The organism is Dehalobacter sp. CP (assembly GCF_047652685.1).
Classification (GTDB): Bacteria; Bacillota; Desulfitobacteriia; order Desulfitobacteriales; family Syntrophobotulaceae; genus Dehalobacter.
This window is the reverse complement of record NZ_CP157399.1, coordinates 1,115,400-1,135,040: the sequence shown is the minus strand read 5'-3', so window position 1 is coordinate 1,135,040 and position 19,641 is coordinate 1,115,400. Positions and strand designations below refer to the sequence as shown.

18 protein-coding genes are annotated in these 19,641 nt (G+C 42.9%); 4 read left to right on the top strand and 14 right to left on the bottom strand.

The window, feature by feature from the left end:
* Position 1: 1 nt before the first annotated feature.
* The 5 genes from AAH944_RS05730 to AAH944_RS05710 all read right to left on the bottom strand — a co-directional run bounded on the left by AAH944_RS05730 (position 2) and on the right by AAH944_RS05710 (position 3,654).
* A complete protein-coding gene (locus AAH944_RS05730; protein ID WP_415537210.1) occupies positions 2 to 1,009 on the bottom strand; it encodes a GGDEF domain-containing protein in 1,008 nt (335 codons plus the stop codon).
* Positions 1,010 to 1,223: 214 nt separating this feature from the next.
* Positions 1,224 to 1,829, bottom strand: a complete 606-nt coding sequence (locus AAH944_RS05725) for an FMN-dependent NADH-azoreductase (RefSeq protein WP_415537208.1) — start codon at positions 1,827 to 1,829, stop codon at positions 1,224 to 1,226.
* A gap of 109 nt (positions 1,830 to 1,938) precedes the next feature.
* On the bottom strand, positions 1,939 to 2,574 hold the full coding sequence (locus AAH944_RS05720) for a DUF2103 domain-containing protein (protein WP_415537206.1): 636 nt from the start codon (positions 2,572 to 2,574) through the stop codon (positions 1,939 to 1,941).
* A gap of 40 nt (positions 2,575 to 2,614) precedes the next feature.
* Positions 2,615 to 3,100, bottom strand: a complete 486-nt coding sequence (locus AAH944_RS05715; RefSeq protein ID WP_015042461.1) for a metallophosphoesterase family protein — start codon at positions 3,098 to 3,100, stop codon at positions 2,615 to 2,617.
* A gap of 197 nt (positions 3,101 to 3,297) precedes the next feature.
* Positions 3,298 to 3,654, bottom strand: coding sequence for a hypothetical protein (locus tag AAH944_RS05710; RefSeq protein WP_415537203.1), 357 nt, complete (start codon positions 3,652 to 3,654; stop codon positions 3,298 to 3,300).
* A 146-nt stretch (positions 3,655 to 3,800) separates the two neighbouring features.
* Between AAH944_RS05710 and AAH944_RS05705 the strand changes: the two genes are divergently transcribed.
* A complete protein-coding gene (locus tag AAH944_RS05705) occupies positions 3,801 to 4,244 on the top strand; it encodes a DMT family transporter (RefSeq protein ID WP_019225780.1) in 444 nt (147 codons plus the stop codon).
* A gap of 3 nt (positions 4,245 to 4,247) precedes the next feature.
* On the opposite strand, the gene AAH944_RS05700 is transcribed toward AAH944_RS05705, so the two are convergent.
* A complete protein-coding gene (locus AAH944_RS05700; protein WP_415537201.1) occupies positions 4,248 to 4,760 on the bottom strand; it encodes a hypothetical protein in 513 nt (170 codons plus the stop codon).
* 98 nt (positions 4,761 to 4,858) lie between these two features.
* Between AAH944_RS05700 and uvrC the strand changes: the two genes are divergently transcribed.
* The 3 genes from uvrC to AAH944_RS05685 all read left to right on the top strand — a co-directional run bounded on the left by uvrC (position 4,859) and on the right by AAH944_RS05685 (position 8,122).
* Positions 4,859 to 6,616: an excinuclease ABC subunit UvrC gene (uvrC, locus tag AAH944_RS05695; RefSeq protein ID WP_415537199.1), complete on the top strand. Its 1,758-nt coding sequence runs from the start codon at positions 4,859 to 4,861 to the stop codon at positions 6,614 to 6,616.
* Positions 6,617 to 6,794: 178 nt separating this feature from the next.
* Entirely contained in the window at positions 6,795 to 7,688 is an 894-nt protein-coding gene (locus tag AAH944_RS05690) for a M23 family metallopeptidase (protein WP_015042455.1), read from the top strand.
* 17 nt (positions 7,689 to 7,705) lie between these two features.
* Entirely contained in the window at positions 7,706 to 8,122 is a 417-nt protein-coding gene (locus AAH944_RS05685; protein ID WP_415537197.1) for a bactofilin family protein, read from the top strand.
* A gap of 131 nt (positions 8,123 to 8,253) precedes the next feature.
* On the opposite strand, the gene AAH944_RS05680 is transcribed toward AAH944_RS05685, so the two are convergent.
* The 8 genes from AAH944_RS05680 to acs all read right to left on the bottom strand — a co-directional run bounded on the left by AAH944_RS05680 (position 8,254) and on the right by acs (position 19,268).
* A complete protein-coding gene (locus AAH944_RS05680; protein WP_415537195.1) occupies positions 8,254 to 9,888 on the bottom strand; it encodes an HD domain-containing phosphohydrolase in 1,635 nt (544 codons plus the stop codon).
* Between the two features lie 1,233 nt (positions 9,889 to 11,121).
* Entirely contained in the window at positions 11,122 to 11,748 is a 627-nt protein-coding gene (locus tag AAH944_RS05675; RefSeq protein ID WP_415537193.1) for a GNAT family N-acetyltransferase, read from the bottom strand.
* On the bottom strand, positions 11,741 to 12,994 hold the full coding sequence (locus AAH944_RS05670; RefSeq protein ID WP_415537191.1) for an adenosylhomocysteinase: 1,254 nt from the start codon (positions 12,992 to 12,994) through the stop codon (positions 11,741 to 11,743). Before AAH944_RS05670 ends, AAH944_RS05675 begins: the two co-directional genes overlap by 8 nt.
* Before the next feature lie 112 nt (positions 12,995 to 13,106).
* The gene (locus AAH944_RS05665; protein WP_415537189.1) at positions 13,107 to 13,958 is read right to left on the bottom strand and encodes an Mrp/NBP35 family ATP-binding protein; all 852 of its coding nucleotides are present in this window, start codon (positions 13,956 to 13,958) and stop codon (positions 13,107 to 13,109) included.
* A gap of 13 nt (positions 13,959 to 13,971) precedes the next feature.
* Complete coding sequence (pepF, locus tag AAH944_RS05660) at positions 13,972 to 15,771, bottom strand: oligoendopeptidase F (protein ID WP_415537188.1); 1,800 nt, start codon at positions 15,769 to 15,771, stop codon at positions 13,972 to 13,974.
* Positions 15,772 to 15,923: 152 nt separating this feature from the next.
* Complete coding sequence (locus AAH944_RS05655) at positions 15,924 to 16,403, bottom strand: adenylate cyclase (protein ID WP_415537186.1); 480 nt, start codon at positions 16,401 to 16,403, stop codon at positions 15,924 to 15,926.
* 180 nt (positions 16,404 to 16,583) lie between these two features.
* Positions 16,584 to 17,063, bottom strand: a complete 480-nt coding sequence (locus tag AAH944_RS05650; protein WP_415537184.1) for a hypothetical protein — start codon at positions 17,061 to 17,063, stop codon at positions 16,584 to 16,586.
* 273 nt (positions 17,064 to 17,336) lie between these two features.
* Complete coding sequence (gene acs / locus AAH944_RS05645) at positions 17,337 to 19,268, bottom strand: acetate--CoA ligase (protein WP_415537182.1); 1,932 nt, start codon at positions 19,266 to 19,268, stop codon at positions 17,337 to 17,339.
* Between the last annotated feature and the right edge of the window lie 373 nt (positions 19,269 to 19,641).

The following is a 19,641-nucleotide window of genomic DNA, read 5'->3' as shown; positions in this document are numbered from 1 at the left end:
GCTAACTGTTTTTCTTTTCTCTTTTCTTTTCATACATGACATGATCCGCTTTTGCCAGTACATCATTCGGGGTCTGGCATCCCTGCAACGGGGCAATCCCGAAACTAAGGTCGACCATCGGTTCAATATTTTTCACATAGTCTTTAAATTCTGTTTTGACTTGTTCCAAAACCGTCTCCACGTGTCCGCTTTCACCAAAATAAACAATAATAAACTCATCGCCGCCCCAACGGCTGATCATATTTTTCCCATTATCAAAATGCCGCCTTAAAATAGTCCCCAAATGTTTCAGTCCATCGTCTCCGGCTAGATGTCCTTCTTTATCATTAATCATCTTAAAATTATCGACATCAAGCATGATCAAATGACCGTTGTGATTTCCGGATTCAAACTGTTTCTGCAGGATATCATTAAAATTTCTTCGGTTCAACAGCCCTGTCAGCTCATCAAAATGAGCGAGTTGCATGAGTCTTCGATTCGTCTGGTAGTAAGCGTCAGCAAAATAGCGTACAACTAAGAAACTCAAAAACAGGACAACTGGAACCTGAATCAGCTGGTCCACGAAAAAACTGCCGGGATCCAGTACGGGTATTCTTTCCGGGAAATAATGGGCGTAAGTGTGGACACCGATAAAAGCCAGAATAATCACAGCGATAATTGTATTGCGGTACCAGCCGTCCAGAATGTAACTGACGACAATCAAGAGAAAAAATACATACGCAATCGTAAAGCTGTTACTTCCTCCGGCATCGATAAAACCAAAAGGCAGAACAATCCCTGTCAGAACCAAAAAAAACAGAAATTTACTGCGGTCGGAAAAACCCCTATGTCTTTCATACAATATACTGCATGCTGCTAAAATAAGTAAAAAAACCCATTTAATATTGAGGCCTAATGGGTAGCCTACGGCAAGGTTTCCAATAATAGAAAAGGCTGATAGCAGTACCATAGCCTTTAACAGGACGAGATAAAACCCCTGCTTAAGATTCGTTTCCTTCACTAACCCCATCTCTATTCTTTTTAAGTTAATACCATTCTATTGAAAATCATAACATGATATTTTTTGGATAACAATCATAATTTTGGAAGTATTTTTCAAAATGATTCATATGGATCGTATATTTTTACCTGTAATCTTTAAGCTGAGCATCAAGACAAAACAATAACCCGGAAGAGCCGGGTCATTCGTATATTTATTTTTTTAATTAATACCAGTATCTAGCTTAAAATGTCCTGGCTTTTTCTTCGGCTTCCTGCATTCTCTTGGAGAGTTCTCCCTGTGCATCAAATCCGATAACATCAAGTTGTTCCGCCGCGACTGTTGTAAAGTCGGTGATGCCCAGAAAACCGAAAATTGTTCTTAAATACCTGTCACCCATTTCATAAGCACCGCCTGCTCCTTCCGAATAAGCGCCGCCCCTGGTTACGATATGAACCGCTTTTTTCCCCTGGCATAAGCCCACGGGGCCTTGTTCGGTGTAACGAAAGGTAATCCCGGTGACCGTAATATAATCCAGATAACATTTGAGAATGGATGGGAAACTGAGATTCCACATTGGAGCAGCGATAATGATTTTGTCACTGGCCTTAAACTCATAAGCATACTTTAAAACGGGATGATTGACGGAACCTACGTCCTTTGGACCGAAAACAGTTTGAAGATCCTCTGCAGACAGCGGCTTGACACCTTCCTGGTAGAGATCGTGGGTAATAATCTCATCATCAGGATTGTATTGCCTGTAGGCGCTGATAAAACTCCCTGAAAGGCGAAACGTCCTCGACTGCTCGTCCGGCTTGGGATTTGCTTTAATATACAGTACTTTAGCCACAATTTTTATCCTCCATAATCATTGACGATCTTCAAATAGTTTTAGTCATTTTTGATAAAGCTATGACTGCCATTTCAAACCAAAACAATCATCTTCGCTTTGGCTGCTTTTACTGAATTTTTCCCTTCCCCTGGAGTTTCTCCTGCAGTTTCTCCAGCTCCCGGCGTATCTCCGGCTGCAAAGTGTCTTCCAATTTAGGATCTTCCAGATCTCCCATGCTGGCAAGGCTTTCCACATAGGAATCCCGAAGACCCTGATTGATTTCTACAAGCTGATAATCTTCTTTAATCCCGGCAAGCAGAGCGTCCCTGCTGCTGAGAAAGGTTTCTGAAGTTTCCCGGATTGATCCTTTTGTTGACTCTGTCCGGACCGGAGCTTTTGTTTTGGCAACCCGAGTTTCCGTTTTCTGGCGATCTTTCTGCGGGAGGGCATCCCGGGTCTCTTCGAGAGCAGCCTGAAAATAATTGATTTCTTCCATGAGCTTTGCCGCCCATTCCTTGACTACCTCAGGGCTCCGGGTAACGACAAAGGCCTCCTGAACAGATCCACCATTTTTCAGTAGGATCTTACATCCGGTCGGTGTCTCGTATTGATAGGCTGCACCGCGTTCCCTGGTATTGGTTACATCAATCACCCCGGGAATAATGTCTGTGATTTCGCGGCGTTTGCTCAAATCCTCCAGCCAGTCCAGGGCACCGGTAATAATGCTGTGTTCCCTTTTAATTTTATTGCGGCGAAATTTCATATGATGACCTCAAACTGTGCGATGGACAGGACAAAAATAATTAAAAAAACAGATGCTGGATATCAAAATTTCCTTTTTCACTTAAGTTTAATAAGCCCATCGAAAACTGTGGCTGTCCTCTTCTTTCTGTTGGAGATCCCGGATTGAACAGCAATACCCCTTCATAGACATTTTTATAAGGTATATGGCTGTGTCCAAAGATAATCATATCTACATCTTCTCCCGAAAAGAAATTGTAAGCCCTTTCCGGGGTATTCTTTCCTGATCCAAGATACCCATGCGTAACACCAATCCTTAGAGAACCTAGTTTGGCTATGATTTTCTCCGGCAGCTCTTCCATTAACCAGTCACAGTTTCCTCTGACTGCAATGACCGGTGCAATCAAATCCAGTTCCTCGATCAGACTCTTCGTCACAACATCTCCTGCATGAATAATTGTATCAACCTCACTTAAAACATTCCAGACAAATGATGGGAGTTTCCGTCCATAGCGAATATGTGTATCAGAAAGAATGGCAATTTTCATTTCTTTCCTCCCTTTCTGTCAGACTGCTTCGGATAATGTTCCCATTTAATACTTTTCGGATTATTTGGTTAATTTCGTATTTCTATAATAGTAATGAATAATTGCTGATTTGCCAATAGCTGTCTACATAATTTTACAGACAATATGTAAAAATAAACAGAGACATTCATCTCTGTTCTCTTTATTGTTATAGAACGTTATAGATACTGACATTGACATTTTAAGGTTTTGCGAATTTCATTGGCAACCCTCCAGGTTTCCTGCAGATGAGGAGTAAGTAGCTCTATCTTGCCGCTGAATCGGTCTACAATCAGATCGGGCCTCGGATCATCGTTAAGGTCTTTATTGGAATGGCGGATATCTATCGCGATTTTATTGTTGTCAAACACAGGCGGAACAAAATAATTGAGTACTTCTTCTGTCGCATCTATTAGATCAGCCACTTGATCATCCGAATAACCTTCCCGTAAAAGAATCTCTTTAACCTGAGGCAAAGAATGATCTAAAGTAAGCAACATCTGCGCCCTTCTGACCATTTCAGGATCTATATTCATTCTGCCACCTCTTTTCATTAGCTGCTTATCAACATTTTTCCCTGTAAGACGGAACAAATACTACTATATTTTTTACTGACTTGGTGTTCTTGCCCAACATCAAATCTTTATTTTAATATATGTGCCAATTTAGTGGAGGTTAGAGTATGTTAAAATTTTTTTCGCTGCCTGCTGTTCTGGCAGCAATCTCCGGGGCTGCAATGGCTGTGCAGGGAACGCTGAATTCACAGCTGACGCAAAAAACTTCTTTGCTTTCTTCGACGCTGATCGTACACATCATTGGCAGTTTGATCGCCCTTCTGGCCGTATTGGCTTGGAAAGTACCTATGTTTGGGCATAAATGGCTGCAAATCCCCTGGTATCTCTATTTGGGAGGAGCATTGAGTGTCGGAATCGTTGCTTTAGTCGCTATAACGATATCCAGAATCGGCGTATGTAATGCCACGACGGCCATCATCCTTGGACAAGTCGGCCTTGCAGTCATTATTGACCACTTTGGGCTTTTCGGGGTCCAAAGAATAAGCTGGAATCCGTGGCAGTTGCTGGGTCTTGCACTTTTTGTAGGTGGAGCAAAGCTGCTGTTTAAATAAATACTATATTTTTCCGGAACGGTTATTGATCATATTTAAATTCAAGAGGATATTATATACTTCTTCCGTGACCATGTATTTGTGAATATTGCCATTTGCGGAAAGCAGCAATATTTTTGTTGCTTCCCCTTTCCGATCTCCATCAATCAGCCTTATAATGTACGCATAGCTCTCTGCCGACAAAGAAAGTTGCTTAAACTCGTTGTCCCCGACAAACAGCGCCCAGTATCCGTCTGAGATTTCACTGTCCCCAGTGTAGATGGAATTATAGACACTTGTTGTATCCGTCTCATCCCCTGTTGTGGTATCCTTAACCTCGCTTGAGGTTGGCAACGTAATTTCGCTTATTTCTCCCGTATTTGCAGTTGCAGAGGTTAGCTGATCGTAAACATTATGAAAAAAATCCGGGAATAGCAAATACCCGACGATACCGACGATGAATACCCATAATGCAAGCACTTTAATATCGCCCCAGATGTCATTTTGAGGAGGACGTCCCCAGGCGTTGCTGCGCATAATACCACCCCAAGAAAATATACGTCCATTTATTGGAGAATATGACGTTGCATCTTTTAAATATTCCCCCTACAATTTAACTGAGGTGAAAAATTTTGATGGATTTGTTGCAAAAGAAACTGAAATTGCTGCCGGATAATCCTGGCGTTTATTTGATGAAAAATGCTGCCGATAAGATTATTTATGTTGGCAAAGCCAAGGTGCTGAAAAACCGGGTAAGGTCTTATTTTACAGGGTCCCATGATCAGAAGACCCAAAAACTTGTCAGTGAAATTACCGACTTTGAATATATCCTGACATCTTCTGAGGTTGAGGCTCTCCTGCTCGAATGCAACCTCATCAAAAAACACGACCCGTACTATAACATTATGCTGAAGGATGATAAATCTTATCCGTATATATTAATAACATCCGAAAAACATCCCCGGATTATTGTCACCCGTAAAGTTTCTAAAAAAGCCGGCAAATATTTTGGTCCCTATCCCAATGCAACAGCGGCCAGGGAAACTGCCCGCCTGCTGAACCGGCTGCTTCCTTTCCGCAAATGCAGTCAGATCCCTACCAAATCCTGTCTTTATTATCATATTGGACAATGCCTCGGTCCATGTATCCATCCTATTGAGCCTGAACAATATCAGGAAGTCCTCGATAAAGCCATCATGTTTCTCCGCGGCAATCAAAAAAGCATCATCAACTGGCTGGAAGGAAAAATGACCAAAGCCGCCGAAGCGCTGCAGTTTGAGGCAGCCAGAGAATACCGGGATCTGATTCAAGACCTGAAAACCATCAGTGAAAAACAAAATATTACACTAAGTGATTTGCGAAACCGCGATATCGTGGCCTACGCGTTTAATGAGGAGCTAATGAATATTCAGGTCTTCTGTTTTCGTCAGGGTAAACTGGTTACCCGGGACAGTTTCTTCTTTGCCTACTACGATGAACCGGAAGAATCATTTCTTTCATTTCTGATCCAGTACTATACGGACGAGATGGTCATTCCGGATGAGATTTGTATTCCTGAAATCCAATTGACCGCAGTCATGGACATCCTTCCTCTGACCATACCCAAAAAAGGTAAAACCAAACAACTTCTGGCAATGGCCGCCTCCAATGCTGAGGCTGCTCTGAAAGAAAAAATGGACCTGGAAAAAGACAAAAATGAAGAGATTCGGAAAACGATGGCAGGATTATGTGAACTTCTCGGAATCGCTCAGGCCGATACGATTGAAGCCTTCGATATTTCAGGACTGTTCGGCAGCAATATTGTCGGGGGTATGGTTCAGTTTAAAGCCGGAAAACCCTTTCGGGCAAACTACCGTAAATTTAATATTGCTCCGCTCGCGAACAACAATGATGATACTGCCTACCTCAAGCATATTATCGGGCGCCGTTATTCCCGTCTGCAGAGAGAGGAATCCGCAATGCCGGATCTGATTCTGGTTGATGGCGGAAAAGGACAAGTCAAAGCCGCGCTTGATGCTCTGAAGGATCTCCGCTTGACCATTCCGGTTGCCGGTATGGTTAAAAACGACCGGCACGAAACGCGCAGTCTGATCAATCAAGCAGGCCGTGAGCTTTCTATTGACACCAGAGTCGAGGTGTTTTATCTGATCCAGCGAATCCAGGACGAAGTGCACCGTTTTGCGATCACTTTCCACAGGCAGCAGCGGATTAAAAACATGACCGCATCGGAACTGGATGGTATCCCCGGAATCGGGCCAAAACGAAAAAGAATGCTCCTCAGAAATTTTGATTCTTTGGATGCGATCAAAAATGCCGCACCTGAAGAATTTATTAAGTCCGGTTTGTCGGCAGTGGCCGCCCAAGAAGTCTATAACCACTTTCACCAAACGTAAAAGCAGGTATGATATTATTTTATATCTTGTTAAAAATTCCTTTGATGTTTGTTTGATTTTTCTTCCTGCCTTGACAAGACAGTCAAACACGTATATCCTAGAAAATGGATTAATGACTCACAAAAACGCGAAAATATAATATATTTTCGTTTTTTGTGTCTTATTCAGGAGTGATATTTTGAAGCACAAATACTCAATTATTATTATCCACCCTGACCACGGCAAAGCACCCCGGCAGATTCAGTTTTCAGTCAAAGCGAAAAAAATGATTGTAACCAGCTCAGCTGCACTGGGTATCTTTTTTACGGGACTTTTTGCTTATGACATTTACCAGGCTCATTACATCAATGTTTATCAGCAAAAAATTGCCTATGTCGATAAGCTTGAAGATCAGTTGCAGGCCAAGGATCTGGAAATCGCGAGATTAAATGAAAAGACATCCGAAATCAATCAGAACTTGTTAACCATCTCCTCACTGGAATCTAAAATTGCTGGCATTCTTAAAATCCAGCAAAAAAGTACGACGGAAGTCAGCCGCGGCAGTTACTCCGTACAGTCATATTCTGAGCCGGAAAGCCTTGATCAGGCTTCAAATCTGCTCAATTCTCATGTGGAAACCCTGCAGGAGTATTATGATGCTTCCGTAGAATACAAAGACAAGCTGAACCGGACACCGAATATTCTTCCGGTCAATGGCCCGATCTCCTCACCTTTTGGCTATCGCCGTAATCCTTTTGGCGGCTGGAGCAGTGAATTTCATTCCGGTATTGATATTGCCTGCGATTATGGCACACCTGTCCAGGCGGTTGCTGCCGGGACCGTCACTTATGCAGGCTATGACGGTTATTGGGGACGAAGGGTGCAAATTGACCACGGCTATGGCGTTGTAACGTTTTATGCCCATAATTCCAAACTGACAGTCAAAGTCGGAGACACGGTTCAGAAAGGCGAGATTGTCGCGTACAGCGGAAATTCCGGCCGGAGCACCGGCAGCCACCTTCACTACCAGGCCTATGTTGACGGCGAACTCGTTGATCCGACAGTCTTTACTACCTATACCGAAGCGCAATAAAAAAGGAGCGGCTAAGAATGTTTAGTAAAAAAGAAAACGACACAAATCCGATTATCCGCAATATCAGCACGAACACAACGATTACATACATTGCCGAAGACTGTGAACTCAAGGGGTCTTTGGTATCGAGCGGCAATATTCGGATAGACGGCAAGCTCGAAGGCACTGTTGAAGTCGGTGGCGACTTAATCATCGGTCAGTCTGCCTCAGTAAAAGCCAATATTTCTGCTGCTACAGCAACGATTACGGGTGTTGTCTGCGGGAACATTAAGGTCGAAGACCTGTTGGAATTAAGCCCTACCTCCCGCCTCTACGGGGACATCACCGCCAAACAGCTTAAAATCGACCAGGGCGCCATCTTTATCGGCACAAGTTCGACCGTCTCTGACAGTATAGATCATCCTGATGATGCTTCCCCCGAAAAAAAATCCTAAGAAAACAAGGCATATTCGGAGTTTTGCAGGAATGCTGTAACAGCAGCCCAGCAAAACTCCTTTTTTAGGCTCTGTGTCAAATATGGGGAATTTTTCTGTCCAATAACATATCTTCTTAAGGTCTAAGTTTCTTAGATATTATAACATACGATATTTTTGTTTATTTTATTAATTTCGTTATAATTAGAGGCATATTGAAAAAGTTCTTGAGTTATAACTTTATTTTTTTTATTCTCTTTCATAAGTACTGACAAACAAGCTTTGACTACTTCACTATCATATAAAACATTATTATGTTTTAATACTTCAGCCATTGCTTCTCCTAAACCACGGGCAGGTCTATAAGGTCTATGAGAAGACATCGCATCTATCGTATCTGCAACAGCTAATATCTTTGCTTCTATAAGTATTTCATTATTTTGTAAACCATTTGGGTACCCAGAGCCATTCATTCTTTCATGATGCTGTAAAATTATTTTAGCAATTGGCCAGGAAAAGTCTAAGGTCTTAATAACTTCAAAACCATTCTGAACATGCTCTTTGATTAAATTAAATTCATTATCTGTTAAATTACGAGGTTTATTAAGTATATCTAAAGGTATAGCTATCTTTCCAATATCATGTAGTAGTGCAGCTACTTTTATTCCTTTAATTTGTTCCTCCGGTAATTTCATTTCTTTGGCTATAGCACAAGACAAGTTAGCAACATTCGTTTGATGAGAAGCAGTATATGAGTCCTTTTGTTCTAGCAGTTCACTCAATGCTGTAATTGTAGATTGTGAAAGGATTTGTAATTTCTCATTGCTTTTTTTTAGTTTTGTTTCCGATAACTTAAATGCTTCCTTTTCCATTAACAATTCTGTTTGCACTTGCTTATACTTTGACATTTCACACATATATTCAAAGCGAACATCCCTGCCGTCCATCCAACGGATTATCATATTGGTAATTTCAAAATATTTATTTACAAAAGTATTATAGTGTTCCCAGATATATGGTTTGTCCTTGGTTTCTTTTATAATTTGATTTGTACAAAAAATACATGGATAATCCTTATTATGCAAGACCTTATAGCATAGCTCTCCTATCGGTTCTCTGCCATAAATATCTTTAATAAATTTATTTGCATAAAGTATTTTGTAGTTTTCTATATCCGAAACGTAAATTCCCGCATTAATGCCATCAAACATAGTACAGTACTGAATACGTTCAAAATTCATGCTTTTTTTCGCCAAATCATTTGCAATAGCTAAACAAAGAATTCTAGCAATAGATTGGAGAAAATTAACATCAACTTCCAGCCATTCGCGATAATTTCCCCAATCATCAAAACCTAAACAACCGTAGTATATATTTTTAACAAATAACGGGATAATAAAAAGAGATTTTATTCTTTGGTTAAGTATTATTTTTTTTGTCATCTGATCGGGTATATCTTCAATGTCTGAAAAACATATTATTTTATTATTTTTCACTTGATTTAATAACCAAGGTGTAAAATATTCTGATATATCCTGTAGAATATTTTTTTCGTGTGCGATACCGGGCGAAATCCATACGAAATGATTATTTATATTTGTTTGTTGATAAGGTAATAAATAGGCTCGACTAACTAATAGAGTTTCTCCAAGAACTTGAAGACTTTTTTTTATGCAATCGTCTATATCACTATTTTCAAGAGTAATAAAAGAAACTTTATTTAGTAACTGTTCATATATGAGTCTATTTTTTAATGAATTTATTAAATTCCTCTTTTCAACAGCCAAATATGTATGCAAAAATGCTACTCACTTTCTAAAAGAAATTTTATAATTCTTGAGAAGAAGTGTAAATCGGCTACTCGAATGATCGTCATTTTAATTATCATAATTTTGTAAATTCTTATTATTCTTAATTATACTTTTATAAAACATTTTACTCAAGAAAAATTTTGATTTCCAAAATATTTTTTAATATAAATATTTTAATTAAAGCGCCATGAATGGCGCAATAGCCGAAAAGCGGTTGGGGACACGGCGTAAACCCTAGATTTACAAAAAGATACTGCCAATAGTATAAAACTATTAACAGCATCTTATAGGTTTAGAGTTACTCTTATTTAGGGGGGTATCCCAGCAACACAGAACCTTATCTTACATACCACTTATTGATGGTAAGTCCGTTGGATTGTAGGGTATAGAGAAGTAAATGTTGCGGCATAGGTCAAGTAGGTTTTCCCACCAGGATCCCTTTGGTTTCCTGCAAGGGCGGTTTCCCCTTCCCCCTGGTCTGAAATGTTGCCATTTTTCAGAACTTGATCGCCACTTAGTCCGCACTTCAATCCTTCCCGATAAAACGCTCTAGAAGTTTTCCTTAACACTCCCGGTCACCCTAGCCTCTTTTGCAGAAAAGAATTTCCGGCAGGTATAACGGATGTTTGCCAACACCAGTTAACCAATCATCGCCTTTCCAACTTTTCCACCTCAAGGCAGGCTACACTGCACTAAGTTCCTTCCTAATGCAGGTTCATCCCCAAGCCGTAGCTATATTTCAAACCACGTACCTGGGCCTCCACGGATAAAGGGTAGCGCCCACATGCCATTGCGGATCCCCCTCTGTCCTTAACTCCCAGCAGCAGCCCACGACTGGGCGTCCCAAGCCACCACCAGGAACTTCATCGGTATGCCCTTAGCGGATTCTTAGGCCCGCCCTCGAATGACCGTTTCATGCACTAGAATAACGCTCCATGATCCAAAGGAACCTTACCCATCTGAAACTAAAATATAATTCGTTTTCACTAGTTTATTTCTATTAGCTTCCACATCATTTTATACATATAGCTTCCATATCATTTTATACATAATCCGTATTCTTTGCAAAAGCCGGATGTACTATAAAGCGAATTCATATCGCAGATAACTGAACGTTCGTCGATTAAAGGATCATCTATTTCCGTCAGTTGATTATTTTTGGCTAAATTCGGCCAAAACAGTCTATATTGACGACCAAAAATCATACCATTATTTGCCGTTCAAAAATAAAAGCCGATCAAAATTATATATCATTTTTTTTGTGATATTTTTCCCATAGCGAACCATCAGCATATTGGCTGGATGAGATGTGATTTCCTCATCGTCCGTTTCTTTAATAAGCAGATCCGTATGCGCCATCAGACGGCGCATCATTTCCCTGTATTCCCAAATCGGCAGGTTTGTTCCATCCAAATCCCAGTGCCAGTAATATTCTGTTGCAATCACAATATAGTCTTCCATTTTTTCGTCACCGAAAGCAGCTTCCAGCATCCTGCGGGCTACACCATAATTGCGGTAGCGCGGAGACACTTCAATCGCTCCGAGCTCCAGAACCTTGTCTTGTCCGGATGACCACCGTTCAAATTCATCCGGCGGATGAAACGTAATATAGCCGACCAGCAACCCCTTGATTTGGGCTGAGACGACTTTTCCCTGTGGAAGACAGCTGATCTCAACAATGGCTTTTTTTTGTTTGGCAGCAGGACGGAAAGCTTTTAATTGCTGGTCAATTTCAAGCTTTTCCAAGATATCCGGAGATGTCACCCCGGATATCAGCAGTTCCCCTTTCGAAGTCTGGATCGTATGGGTAATGTTGGTCCATTCCTCTTTATTCATTTACCCACCCTGCTAGGTATTCCGCCTGATCCGATGTCAGGCTGTCAATTTGCAGTCCAAGTGAATGAAGCTTCATCAGCGCAACCCTGTTGTCCAGTTGTTCCGGAACATTAAAAACTTTGTTCTCGAGCCCCTGGTTTTTTACCAGGTATTCGAGGGCCAAAGCCTGCAGCGCAAAAGACATATCCATTACTTCCACCGGGTGGCCGTCTCCTGCAGCTAAATTCACCAGTCTGCCTTCAGCAAGCAAGAAGATTTTTCTCCCGTCTTCAAGGGTAAATTCTTCAGTGTTGGGGCGGACCTTTCTTTTGGAAACAGCCAGAAGACTCAGGTCCTGCTTGGAGATTTCCACATCAAAATGACCGGCGTTCGCCAGGATCGCACCATTCTTCATCCGTGCAAAATGATCTTTTGTAATGACATTTTTATTGCCAGTCACGGTAATAAAGTAATCTGCCATAGAAGCGGCTTCCTTCATCGGCATGACCTCGTATCCGTCCATCCAGGCCTCATTGGCTTTAACCGGGTCGACTTCACAGATAATGATTTTCGCCCCAAGCCCTCTGGCTCTTAATGCCACACCTTTGCCGCACCATCCATAACCAACGATACAAACCGTTTTTCCTGCAACGACCAGATTGGTTGTCCGCAGAATTGCATCCCAGACGGATTGACCCGTTCCGTATCGGTTGTCAAATAAATACTTGCTTCTGGCATCATTGACGGCCATCATCGGAAATTCAAGCTTTCCTTCCCTGGACATGGCTTTTAATCTGAGAATACCTGTTGTGGTCTCCTCCGCTCCGCCTCTAACCTGGCCAATCAGTTCCCGCCGGCAGGTATGAATTGTTGAAACAAGATCCCCACCGTCATCAATGATATAATCAGGCCCAAAATCCAGGGCCTTGTTGATATGCATTTTATACTCCTCATCTGTCGCACCGTGCCAGGCATGAGCCCTGATGCCGTTTTCGACCAGAGCCGCAACCACATCATCCTGCGTAGAGAGCGGATTACTGGCGACCACAGCAACTTCCCCGCCTCCCGCCTGAATTGTCAAGGCCAGATATGCGGTTTTTGCTTCCAAATGAAGGCAGATGACAATTTTTTTCCCTGCAAACGGGCGCTCTTGAATATATTGATCCCGAAGTGAATTCAACACCGGCATGTACTGTTTTACCCAGTCTATTTTTCGTTGTCCGTCAGCAGCCAGCCTAATATCTCGAATGGTAGAAACTTCGTTCATCTTAGCACCTCCTCCGCTTTATTATACACATATTTGTTCTAAAAGTCAGACTGTTTCAGGAAGAAAATCAGGCCCCTTTTCAGGACCTGATTGTGCAGTCTTGCTTGCGTACTTATGCTGTCTCTTTCGGACTTTTTTCCTTGCTGCAGGCAGCAACTTTTTGAGCAATTACATCAAACAGCGCCGACTGATATTCTTCAACTTGCCCGGCATCGGAAAGCGCCGTCAGTCTTGGATCAATCGGCAATTGGCCGAGATAAGGGATTTCATTCGCCGCAGCTTCCTTCTCTCCAGCCGGTTTGCCGAATATCTCAATGCGCTTGTTGCAGTCCGGGCATTCAATATAAGCCATATTTTCAACAAGTCCATAAAAAGTAGCTTTATACATGGTGGCCATTTTTATGGCTTTGCGAACAACCATGTTTGCGAGCTGCTGAGGACTTGTGACAATAACCAAACCATCCACCGGAATAGACTGCAATACGGAGATCGGCACATCGCCGGTTCCAGGAGGCAGGTCAATCAGCAGGTAATCAAGTTCTCCCCAGACCACATCCGTCCAGAACTGTTTCACCAGTTGGGAAATGACCGGACCTCTCCAAATGACAGGATCATCCTCATTTTCGAGCATAAGATTCAGAGAAACGATCTTGATGCCACTCATGGATTCGACCGGCAGAATCCCCTTTTCAGCCGCACTTGCTTTGTCTTTGAGACCAAAAACCTTCGGGATGCTGGGTCCTGTGATATCCGCATCGAGAATACCGACTTTATAGCCCTGACGCATCAGGCTTACTGCAAGCATGCTCGTTACAGAGGATTTTCCGACTCCACCCTTGCCGCTCATGACTGCGACAACATTTTTAATATTACTTAATTTTTGAGCTTCAGTAAGTTCCGGAACTGAGGAGCAGCTGCCGGAGCAGGTTGAAGCTGTTGAACAACTACTGCATGGACTACTCACTTTTTTACCTCCATTATTCGCCGACAAGTTTTTCCAGCTGATCGAGCAGCTCCACAAAAACATCCAGTGCCTGCTTGACCGGTTCCGGTTTTTCCATATCGACTCCGGCTTTGCGCAGGAGTTCGATCGGATAATCTGAGCCTCCGCTGGACAAAAACGCCAGATACCGCTGTACAGCAGGTTCCCCTTCCCGCACGATTTGCTGAGCGAGAGCCGTCGCTGCTGAAAATCCTGTCGCATATTTATAAACATAGAAAGCATTATAAAAATGCGGGATGCGTGTCCATTCTATATTGATCTGTTCATCCAAGACAATGTCGGGCCCAAAATATTTCAGGTTCAGGTCCCGGTAAATTTTGGACAGGTAGTCTGCCGTGAGGGATTCATTCCGTTCAGCTGCAGCATGGATTTCCTTTTCAAACTCTGCAAACATGGTCTGCCTGAACACGGTCCCCCTGAATTGTTCCAGATAATGATTGATTAGATAGGCCTTCATTTTATTGTCACTTGAGGCATTGATCATATGACGCATTACCAGTGATTCATTCAGTGTGGAAGCAACCTCGGCCACAAATATTTTATATCCTGCATAAAGATGGGTCTGGTTTTTATTCGATAAATACGTGTGCAGGGAATGCCCCATTTCATGGGCCAGGGTAAACAGGGAATCCAGCGTATTCTGATGATTCAGCAAAACATAAGGATGGGAGCTGTACGTGCCCCAGGAGTAGCCTCCGCTTGTTTTGCCGATGTTTTCATAGATATCAATCCAACCGGAACGGAACCCTTCGTCCAGAATCTCCAGATACTCTTCTCCCAAAGGTTTCAGCCCTTCGCGTACAATGGACTTCGCTTCCTCAAACGGAATATGCGCATCCATTTCAGGGACAAAAGGAACATAAATATCATACATATGCAGCTCAGCAACGCCGAGGACTTTTTTGCGCAGCTGAATATACCGTTGAAACTGCGGCAAATAATCATGAACTGTCTGTATCAGCGCGTCATAAACGGAAAGCGGCACTTTGTCGTCGTCCAGGGTTCCTTGAATCGCAGAATCGTAGTGTCTGACCCTTGCATAAAAAACATCGGCCTTGACACTCGCTCCGAGCATTGCCGCCCAGGAATTGATTTGTTTGCCGTAAGCCGCATAAAGCGTTGTAAACGCATCCTGTCTGACCCTACGGTCTTTGCTTTCCATATACCGGATAAAATTCCCCTTGGTCAGCTCAATTTCCCGGCCTTCTTCATCTTCAATCGGGCCGATTTTCAGATCCGCATCGTTGGCCATACTGAAAATCGTGCTTGGTGCTGAAGCCAGTTCGCTGGTTTCAGCCAGGATCTTTTCCTCAGCCAGGCTTAAGACATGCTGTTTTTGTCTCAGGATATTTTCCAGGTAATGATGATAAACCTGCAGTCTCACGTCCGAACGGATCTCACTTAAGCGTTCATCCGGAATGGCCAGGATTTCCGGAACAATAAATGACAAGGCACTTCCAGCCTGTACCGAAAGCATTGTCGCCCTGTCTGTCATCCCCTGATAACGAGAAATCCGGTTATCTTCATCCCTTCTCATCCGGGCGTACGTAAACAGTTCTTCCAGATTCTGGCCGAAACGGTCCGCCCATTCCATACATTCAACAAAAATGTCCGCACCGCCGGCAAGTTGTCCCTGATATTTTGCGAAAAGCCCGATCATCTTTTCTGTTTCGCTAAACATTGTCTCCCAGTCCTGATCACTGGCAAAAATATCTTCGAGTCTCCATTTATATTCCTGTGGGATTTCTTCCCTTGAACGTAAGGTTTCTGACAAACTGATCCCTCCATAAAATTGATCTTCCAAATATTATACACAGTAAAAGAAAAAATTACTAATTTTATTGAGTAAATTATTACTAATTGTTTGCCCTTAATAACAAGAATACCAGTCTGTGTAAACGACAGGCTGGTATCTTTTTATTCGGCTTATTCTGCCCACGTTGCAAAAGGCTTCCTGCCAAGATTAAGATTCGTGTAACGCTTCTCTCCAGTAATTTCACAGTCACCGGCAACCCATTCCGGAAATTCAAGCGGATAATCTTCCTGCGGAATCTCTGCATCCACCGTAATCAAGCCGGTATTTTCCTCTTCATAAACATCAATCTCCCAGATTATCCCCTGACCGCTCTTCACTGTATATCTCGTCTTAATGATCGGCGGGCTTATTGCCAGGGACATAAGCTTCCGAACCTCTTCCTCCGTTACTTCCTTGGCCGGAGTCTCCAACTCAAACCGCCTGTTTTTCGTATAATAATCCTTGATTGTCAACATCATTTGATTTCCCTTGATTCTGAACCTGACCGACGGTTTTTCTGAAAGATAACCTTGAATCATCCGTTCCCCTTCCTTCAGTTCCGGCAGAAGATGCTGATGAACAAGGTACTTGCGTTCAATCTCTAGTCCCACTATCCCCCAACTCCCATACGCGTACCGTGTCAGCCCCTAAAATAATAATATAAGATTTAGGCCTGGCATGTACTACTGTGATTCATCTCATTAGCTTCATTATACTTTAAATTTCCCATGGTTTATATACGTCTATTTATTTGATATATATTTATAATCTCAATAAGGTTGAATTTAGAATCAAGTATCTTTTACTTTAGCGCTTCGTTTTTTGTCCCAATCAACAAGTTTTAAATAGCCCCAAGTGGCCAATGGAAACCAGATGCAAAAAAGAATGATGGGGTAGAGCAGCTGTGGACCCGGATTTAAAATGCCCAGTTTACCGATTACTTGAGAAAACATCACACTGTAAAATATCCCGGATAAGACATAAATATAGCGGTAAATATTTTTTTCAGGCAAAAAGTAGAAGTATAAAACATAATATATTGCCCAGGAAATCGGAGCAAAAAAATGCAATTTCATTACCCCAAACTCCTGGTAGTCAATATACCCGAACATCCCGGTCAAATAACCGGTGGTCGCCGCAATAACATCAAATATAGCTCCAAATATGATTGCGTAGATCGATAATCTCCGAATTTCTGCTCTTGGAACAACCGCAAACATAATTAATGCAAAAATAAATGTATAGACCATCGGAATGAATTTTACAGCCATTAAACGTGCTCCTTTACTAAGAGAATACTGATATTAATCATTCCTGCTTTTCGAAATTATTATGCAAATGACGGTCCTAAAATAATGTTGTATATCAAGAAACAGAGATCTATGACATGACAAGCAACAGTCTAATTAAGAAAGCAATGGATGTTCATAAGGCATACAAAGCAAAGAGCACTTCTGACTGTTTATGACAGCAGCAGTGCTCTTGCTTATTTTAGCCGGAACATTTGTACCTGCTCGTAATGCTTAATCTTAATACCTGCGCTCTTACTGCTTCCCAATCTGCTGCAGTGCTTCAACTGCTGAGGCATCGGCAAGGGTCGTCGTATCACCGATTGCCCGCCCTTCAGCGATGTCCCTCAAAATTCTGCGGATAATTTTTCCGCTGCGGGTTTTCGGCAATTCTTCCGTAAGATGAATTTCATCAGGTCTGGCGATTGCCCCGATTTTAGCGGCAACATGATTCTTAAGTTCGTTCACCAGATCTTCCCTGGCTGCAACCCCTTCGCGGAGGGTGACGAAAGCTGCGATTGCCTGCCCTTTCACTTCATGGCTTTTACCGATGCAGGCAGCCTCAGCCACAGCCGGATGCTCAACAAGAGCGCTTTCAACTTCTGCTGTACCGATTCGATGCCCAGAAACATTGATGACATCATCGACTCTGCCGATAATCCAGAAATAACCGTCTTCATCGACTTTGGCTCCGTCCCCGGCAAAGTATCTGCCTGGCCATGTTCCCCAGTAGGTATCCTTATAGCGTTTGTCATCGCCATAAACCGTTCTGAGCATTGCCGGCCATGGTTCCGTGATCGCCACGAATCCAACCTCTCCGTTTTGAACCGGCTGTCCGGATCTGTTCAATATTTCGGCTTTGACACCCGGGAAAGGCACAGAACAGGAGCCAGGCTTCATGTCGGTTACTCCTGGCAGAGCTGAAATCATAATCATTCCTGTTTCAGTCTGCCACCAGGTATCAACGATCGGGCATCTTTCTCCGCCGATATGCTTGTGATACCATAACCAGGCTTCAGGATTGATCGGTTCTCCAACTGTCCCGAGAAGTCTTAGACTGGTCAGGTTTCTTTTCTGGGGATAGCTTTCTCCCCATTTCATAAAGGTCCTGATTGCCGTAGGCGCGGTATACAAAATGGTTATCCCGTACTTTTCAATCAGCTCCCAGTATCTGTCCTTCGCAGGATAGTCAGGCGTCCCTTCAAAAAGGAATACCGTCGCACCGTTGGCCAGCGGGCCATATACTAGATAGCTGTGGCCTGTGATCCAGCCGATATCCGCTGTACACCAGTAAATATCGTTTTCCTTCAGATCAAAAATGTACTGATGAGTAGTCGAAACACCTGTCAGGTAACCTCCGGTCGTATGCACGACGCCTTTAGGCTTTCCGGTGGTGCCGCTCGTATATAGGATGAACAAAATATCTTCCGCATCCATTTCTTCAGCCGGACAATCGGCTGCAGCATCCTTCATCAGTTCATGATACCAGACATCTCTTTCTCCCTGTACAACGTTATCAAGGCCCACCCGTCTGACCACCACGACTTTGTCAATTTCCGCGACACCTTTCAGCGCCTCATCAACATTTTCTTTTAACGGAAGAACCTTTCCGCGGCGATAGCCGGCATCAGCCGTAATCACAATCTTAGATTTAGCATCATTGATTCTGTCCCGAATGGCCTCAGCGCTGAATCCGCCAAAAACCACACTGTGAGGCGCTCCGATTCTGGAGCACGCCAGCATGGCAATGACTGCTTCCGGAATCATCGGCATATAAATTGTGACAACATCCCCCTTTTTCACACCGAGGGATCGGAGTGCGCTGGCGAATTTGCCGACTTCATGATGCAGCTCTTTATAGGTGAACGATTCTGTATCACCATTTTCACCCTCAAAAACGATGGCATTTTTATCCGCCCGGGGCCCGGCTAAATGCCGATCCAAACAATTGTAGGACGCATTGAGTTTACCGCCGTTAAACCATTTGGCAAATGGCGGATTCCACTCCAGAACAGTATCCCATTTTTTGAACCAACTAAGCGTTGAAGCCCTCTCTTCCCAAAAAGCCAGTCTGTCTTCTGCCTTTTGATAAATGCCCGGGTCGGAAATGAGGGCATCTTCCCTGAACTCCGCTGAACTCTGAAAGACGTGTTTATTTTCTGAACTTAGGGTAATCTCTTTGGACATCTCGTTTTTCCTCCTTACCGACCCAACTATAATTTTATATTTGTATCATATCATAACCGACTGCCCGAATCGTCTGCTTTGGAGCCAATTGCCCGTATTTAAGGGTTAAATGCAAAATACCGGCCTTCGCCGGTATCTCCAGATTTCTTTGTTATCTTGATGTGTCTTTAAATATCCTGCTTCTCATCTGATCATTCATTCCTCATTCATTCCTGCTTATAGATTAATAAGTGAAACAGGCAGCGTACGTTCCACTGCCTGTTTCAGCCACCTCGTCCACCTTTTCTCCCAGGAAGGTTCCCCATCCTTCCAATTAATTATTTTACTTGATGATATTTTCAAATGCAAGTGCCAATCCAAATATGTCCAACAT

What these genes read in the sequence shown, in the direction of transcription:
- AAH944_RS05720 (WP_415537206.1), bottom strand. Translation starts at nt 2,574, where the DNA reads ATGAAATTTCGCCGCAATAAAATTAAAAGGGAACACAGCATTATTACC.
- AAH944_RS05670 (WP_415537191.1), bottom strand. Translation starts at nt 12,994, where the DNA reads ATGAACGAAGTTTCTACCATTCGAGATATTAGGCTGGCTGCTGACGGA.
- AAH944_RS05650 (WP_415537184.1), bottom strand. Translation starts at nt 17,063, where the DNA reads ATGGCTGTAAAATTCATTCCGATGGTCTATACATTTATTTTTGCATTA.
- AAH944_RS05685 (WP_415537197.1), top strand. Translation starts at nt 7,706, where the DNA reads ATGTTTAGTAAAAAAGAAAACGACACAAATCCGATTATCCGCAATATC.
- uvrC (WP_415537199.1), top strand. Translation starts at nt 4,859, where the DNA reads ATGGATTTGTTGCAAAAGAAACTGAAATTGCTGCCGGATAATCCTGGC.
- AAH944_RS05700 (WP_415537201.1), bottom strand. Translation starts at nt 4,760, where the DNA reads ATGCGCAGCAACGCCTGGGGACGTCCTCCTCAAAATGACATCTGGGGC.
- acs (WP_415537182.1), bottom strand. Translation starts at nt 19,268, where the DNA reads ATGTCCAAAGAGATTACCCTAAGTTCAGAAAATAAACACGTCTTTCAG.
- AAH944_RS05705 (WP_019225780.1), top strand. Translation starts at nt 3,801, where the DNA reads ATGTTAAAATTTTTTTCGCTGCCTGCTGTTCTGGCAGCAATCTCCGGG.
- AAH944_RS05675 (WP_415537193.1), bottom strand. Translation starts at nt 11,748, where the DNA reads ATGAATAAAGAGGAATGGACCAACATTACCCATACGATCCAGACTTCG.
- AAH944_RS05710 (WP_415537203.1), bottom strand. Translation starts at nt 3,654, where the DNA reads ATGAATATAGATCCTGAAATGGTCAGAAGGGCGCAGATGTTGCTTACT.
- AAH944_RS05730 (WP_415537210.1), bottom strand. Translation starts at nt 1,009, where the DNA reads ATGGGGTTAGTGAAGGAAACGAATCTTAAGCAGGGGTTTTATCTCGTC.
- AAH944_RS05715 (WP_015042461.1), bottom strand. Translation starts at nt 3,100, where the DNA reads ATGAAAATTGCCATTCTTTCTGATACACATATTCGCTATGGACGGAAA.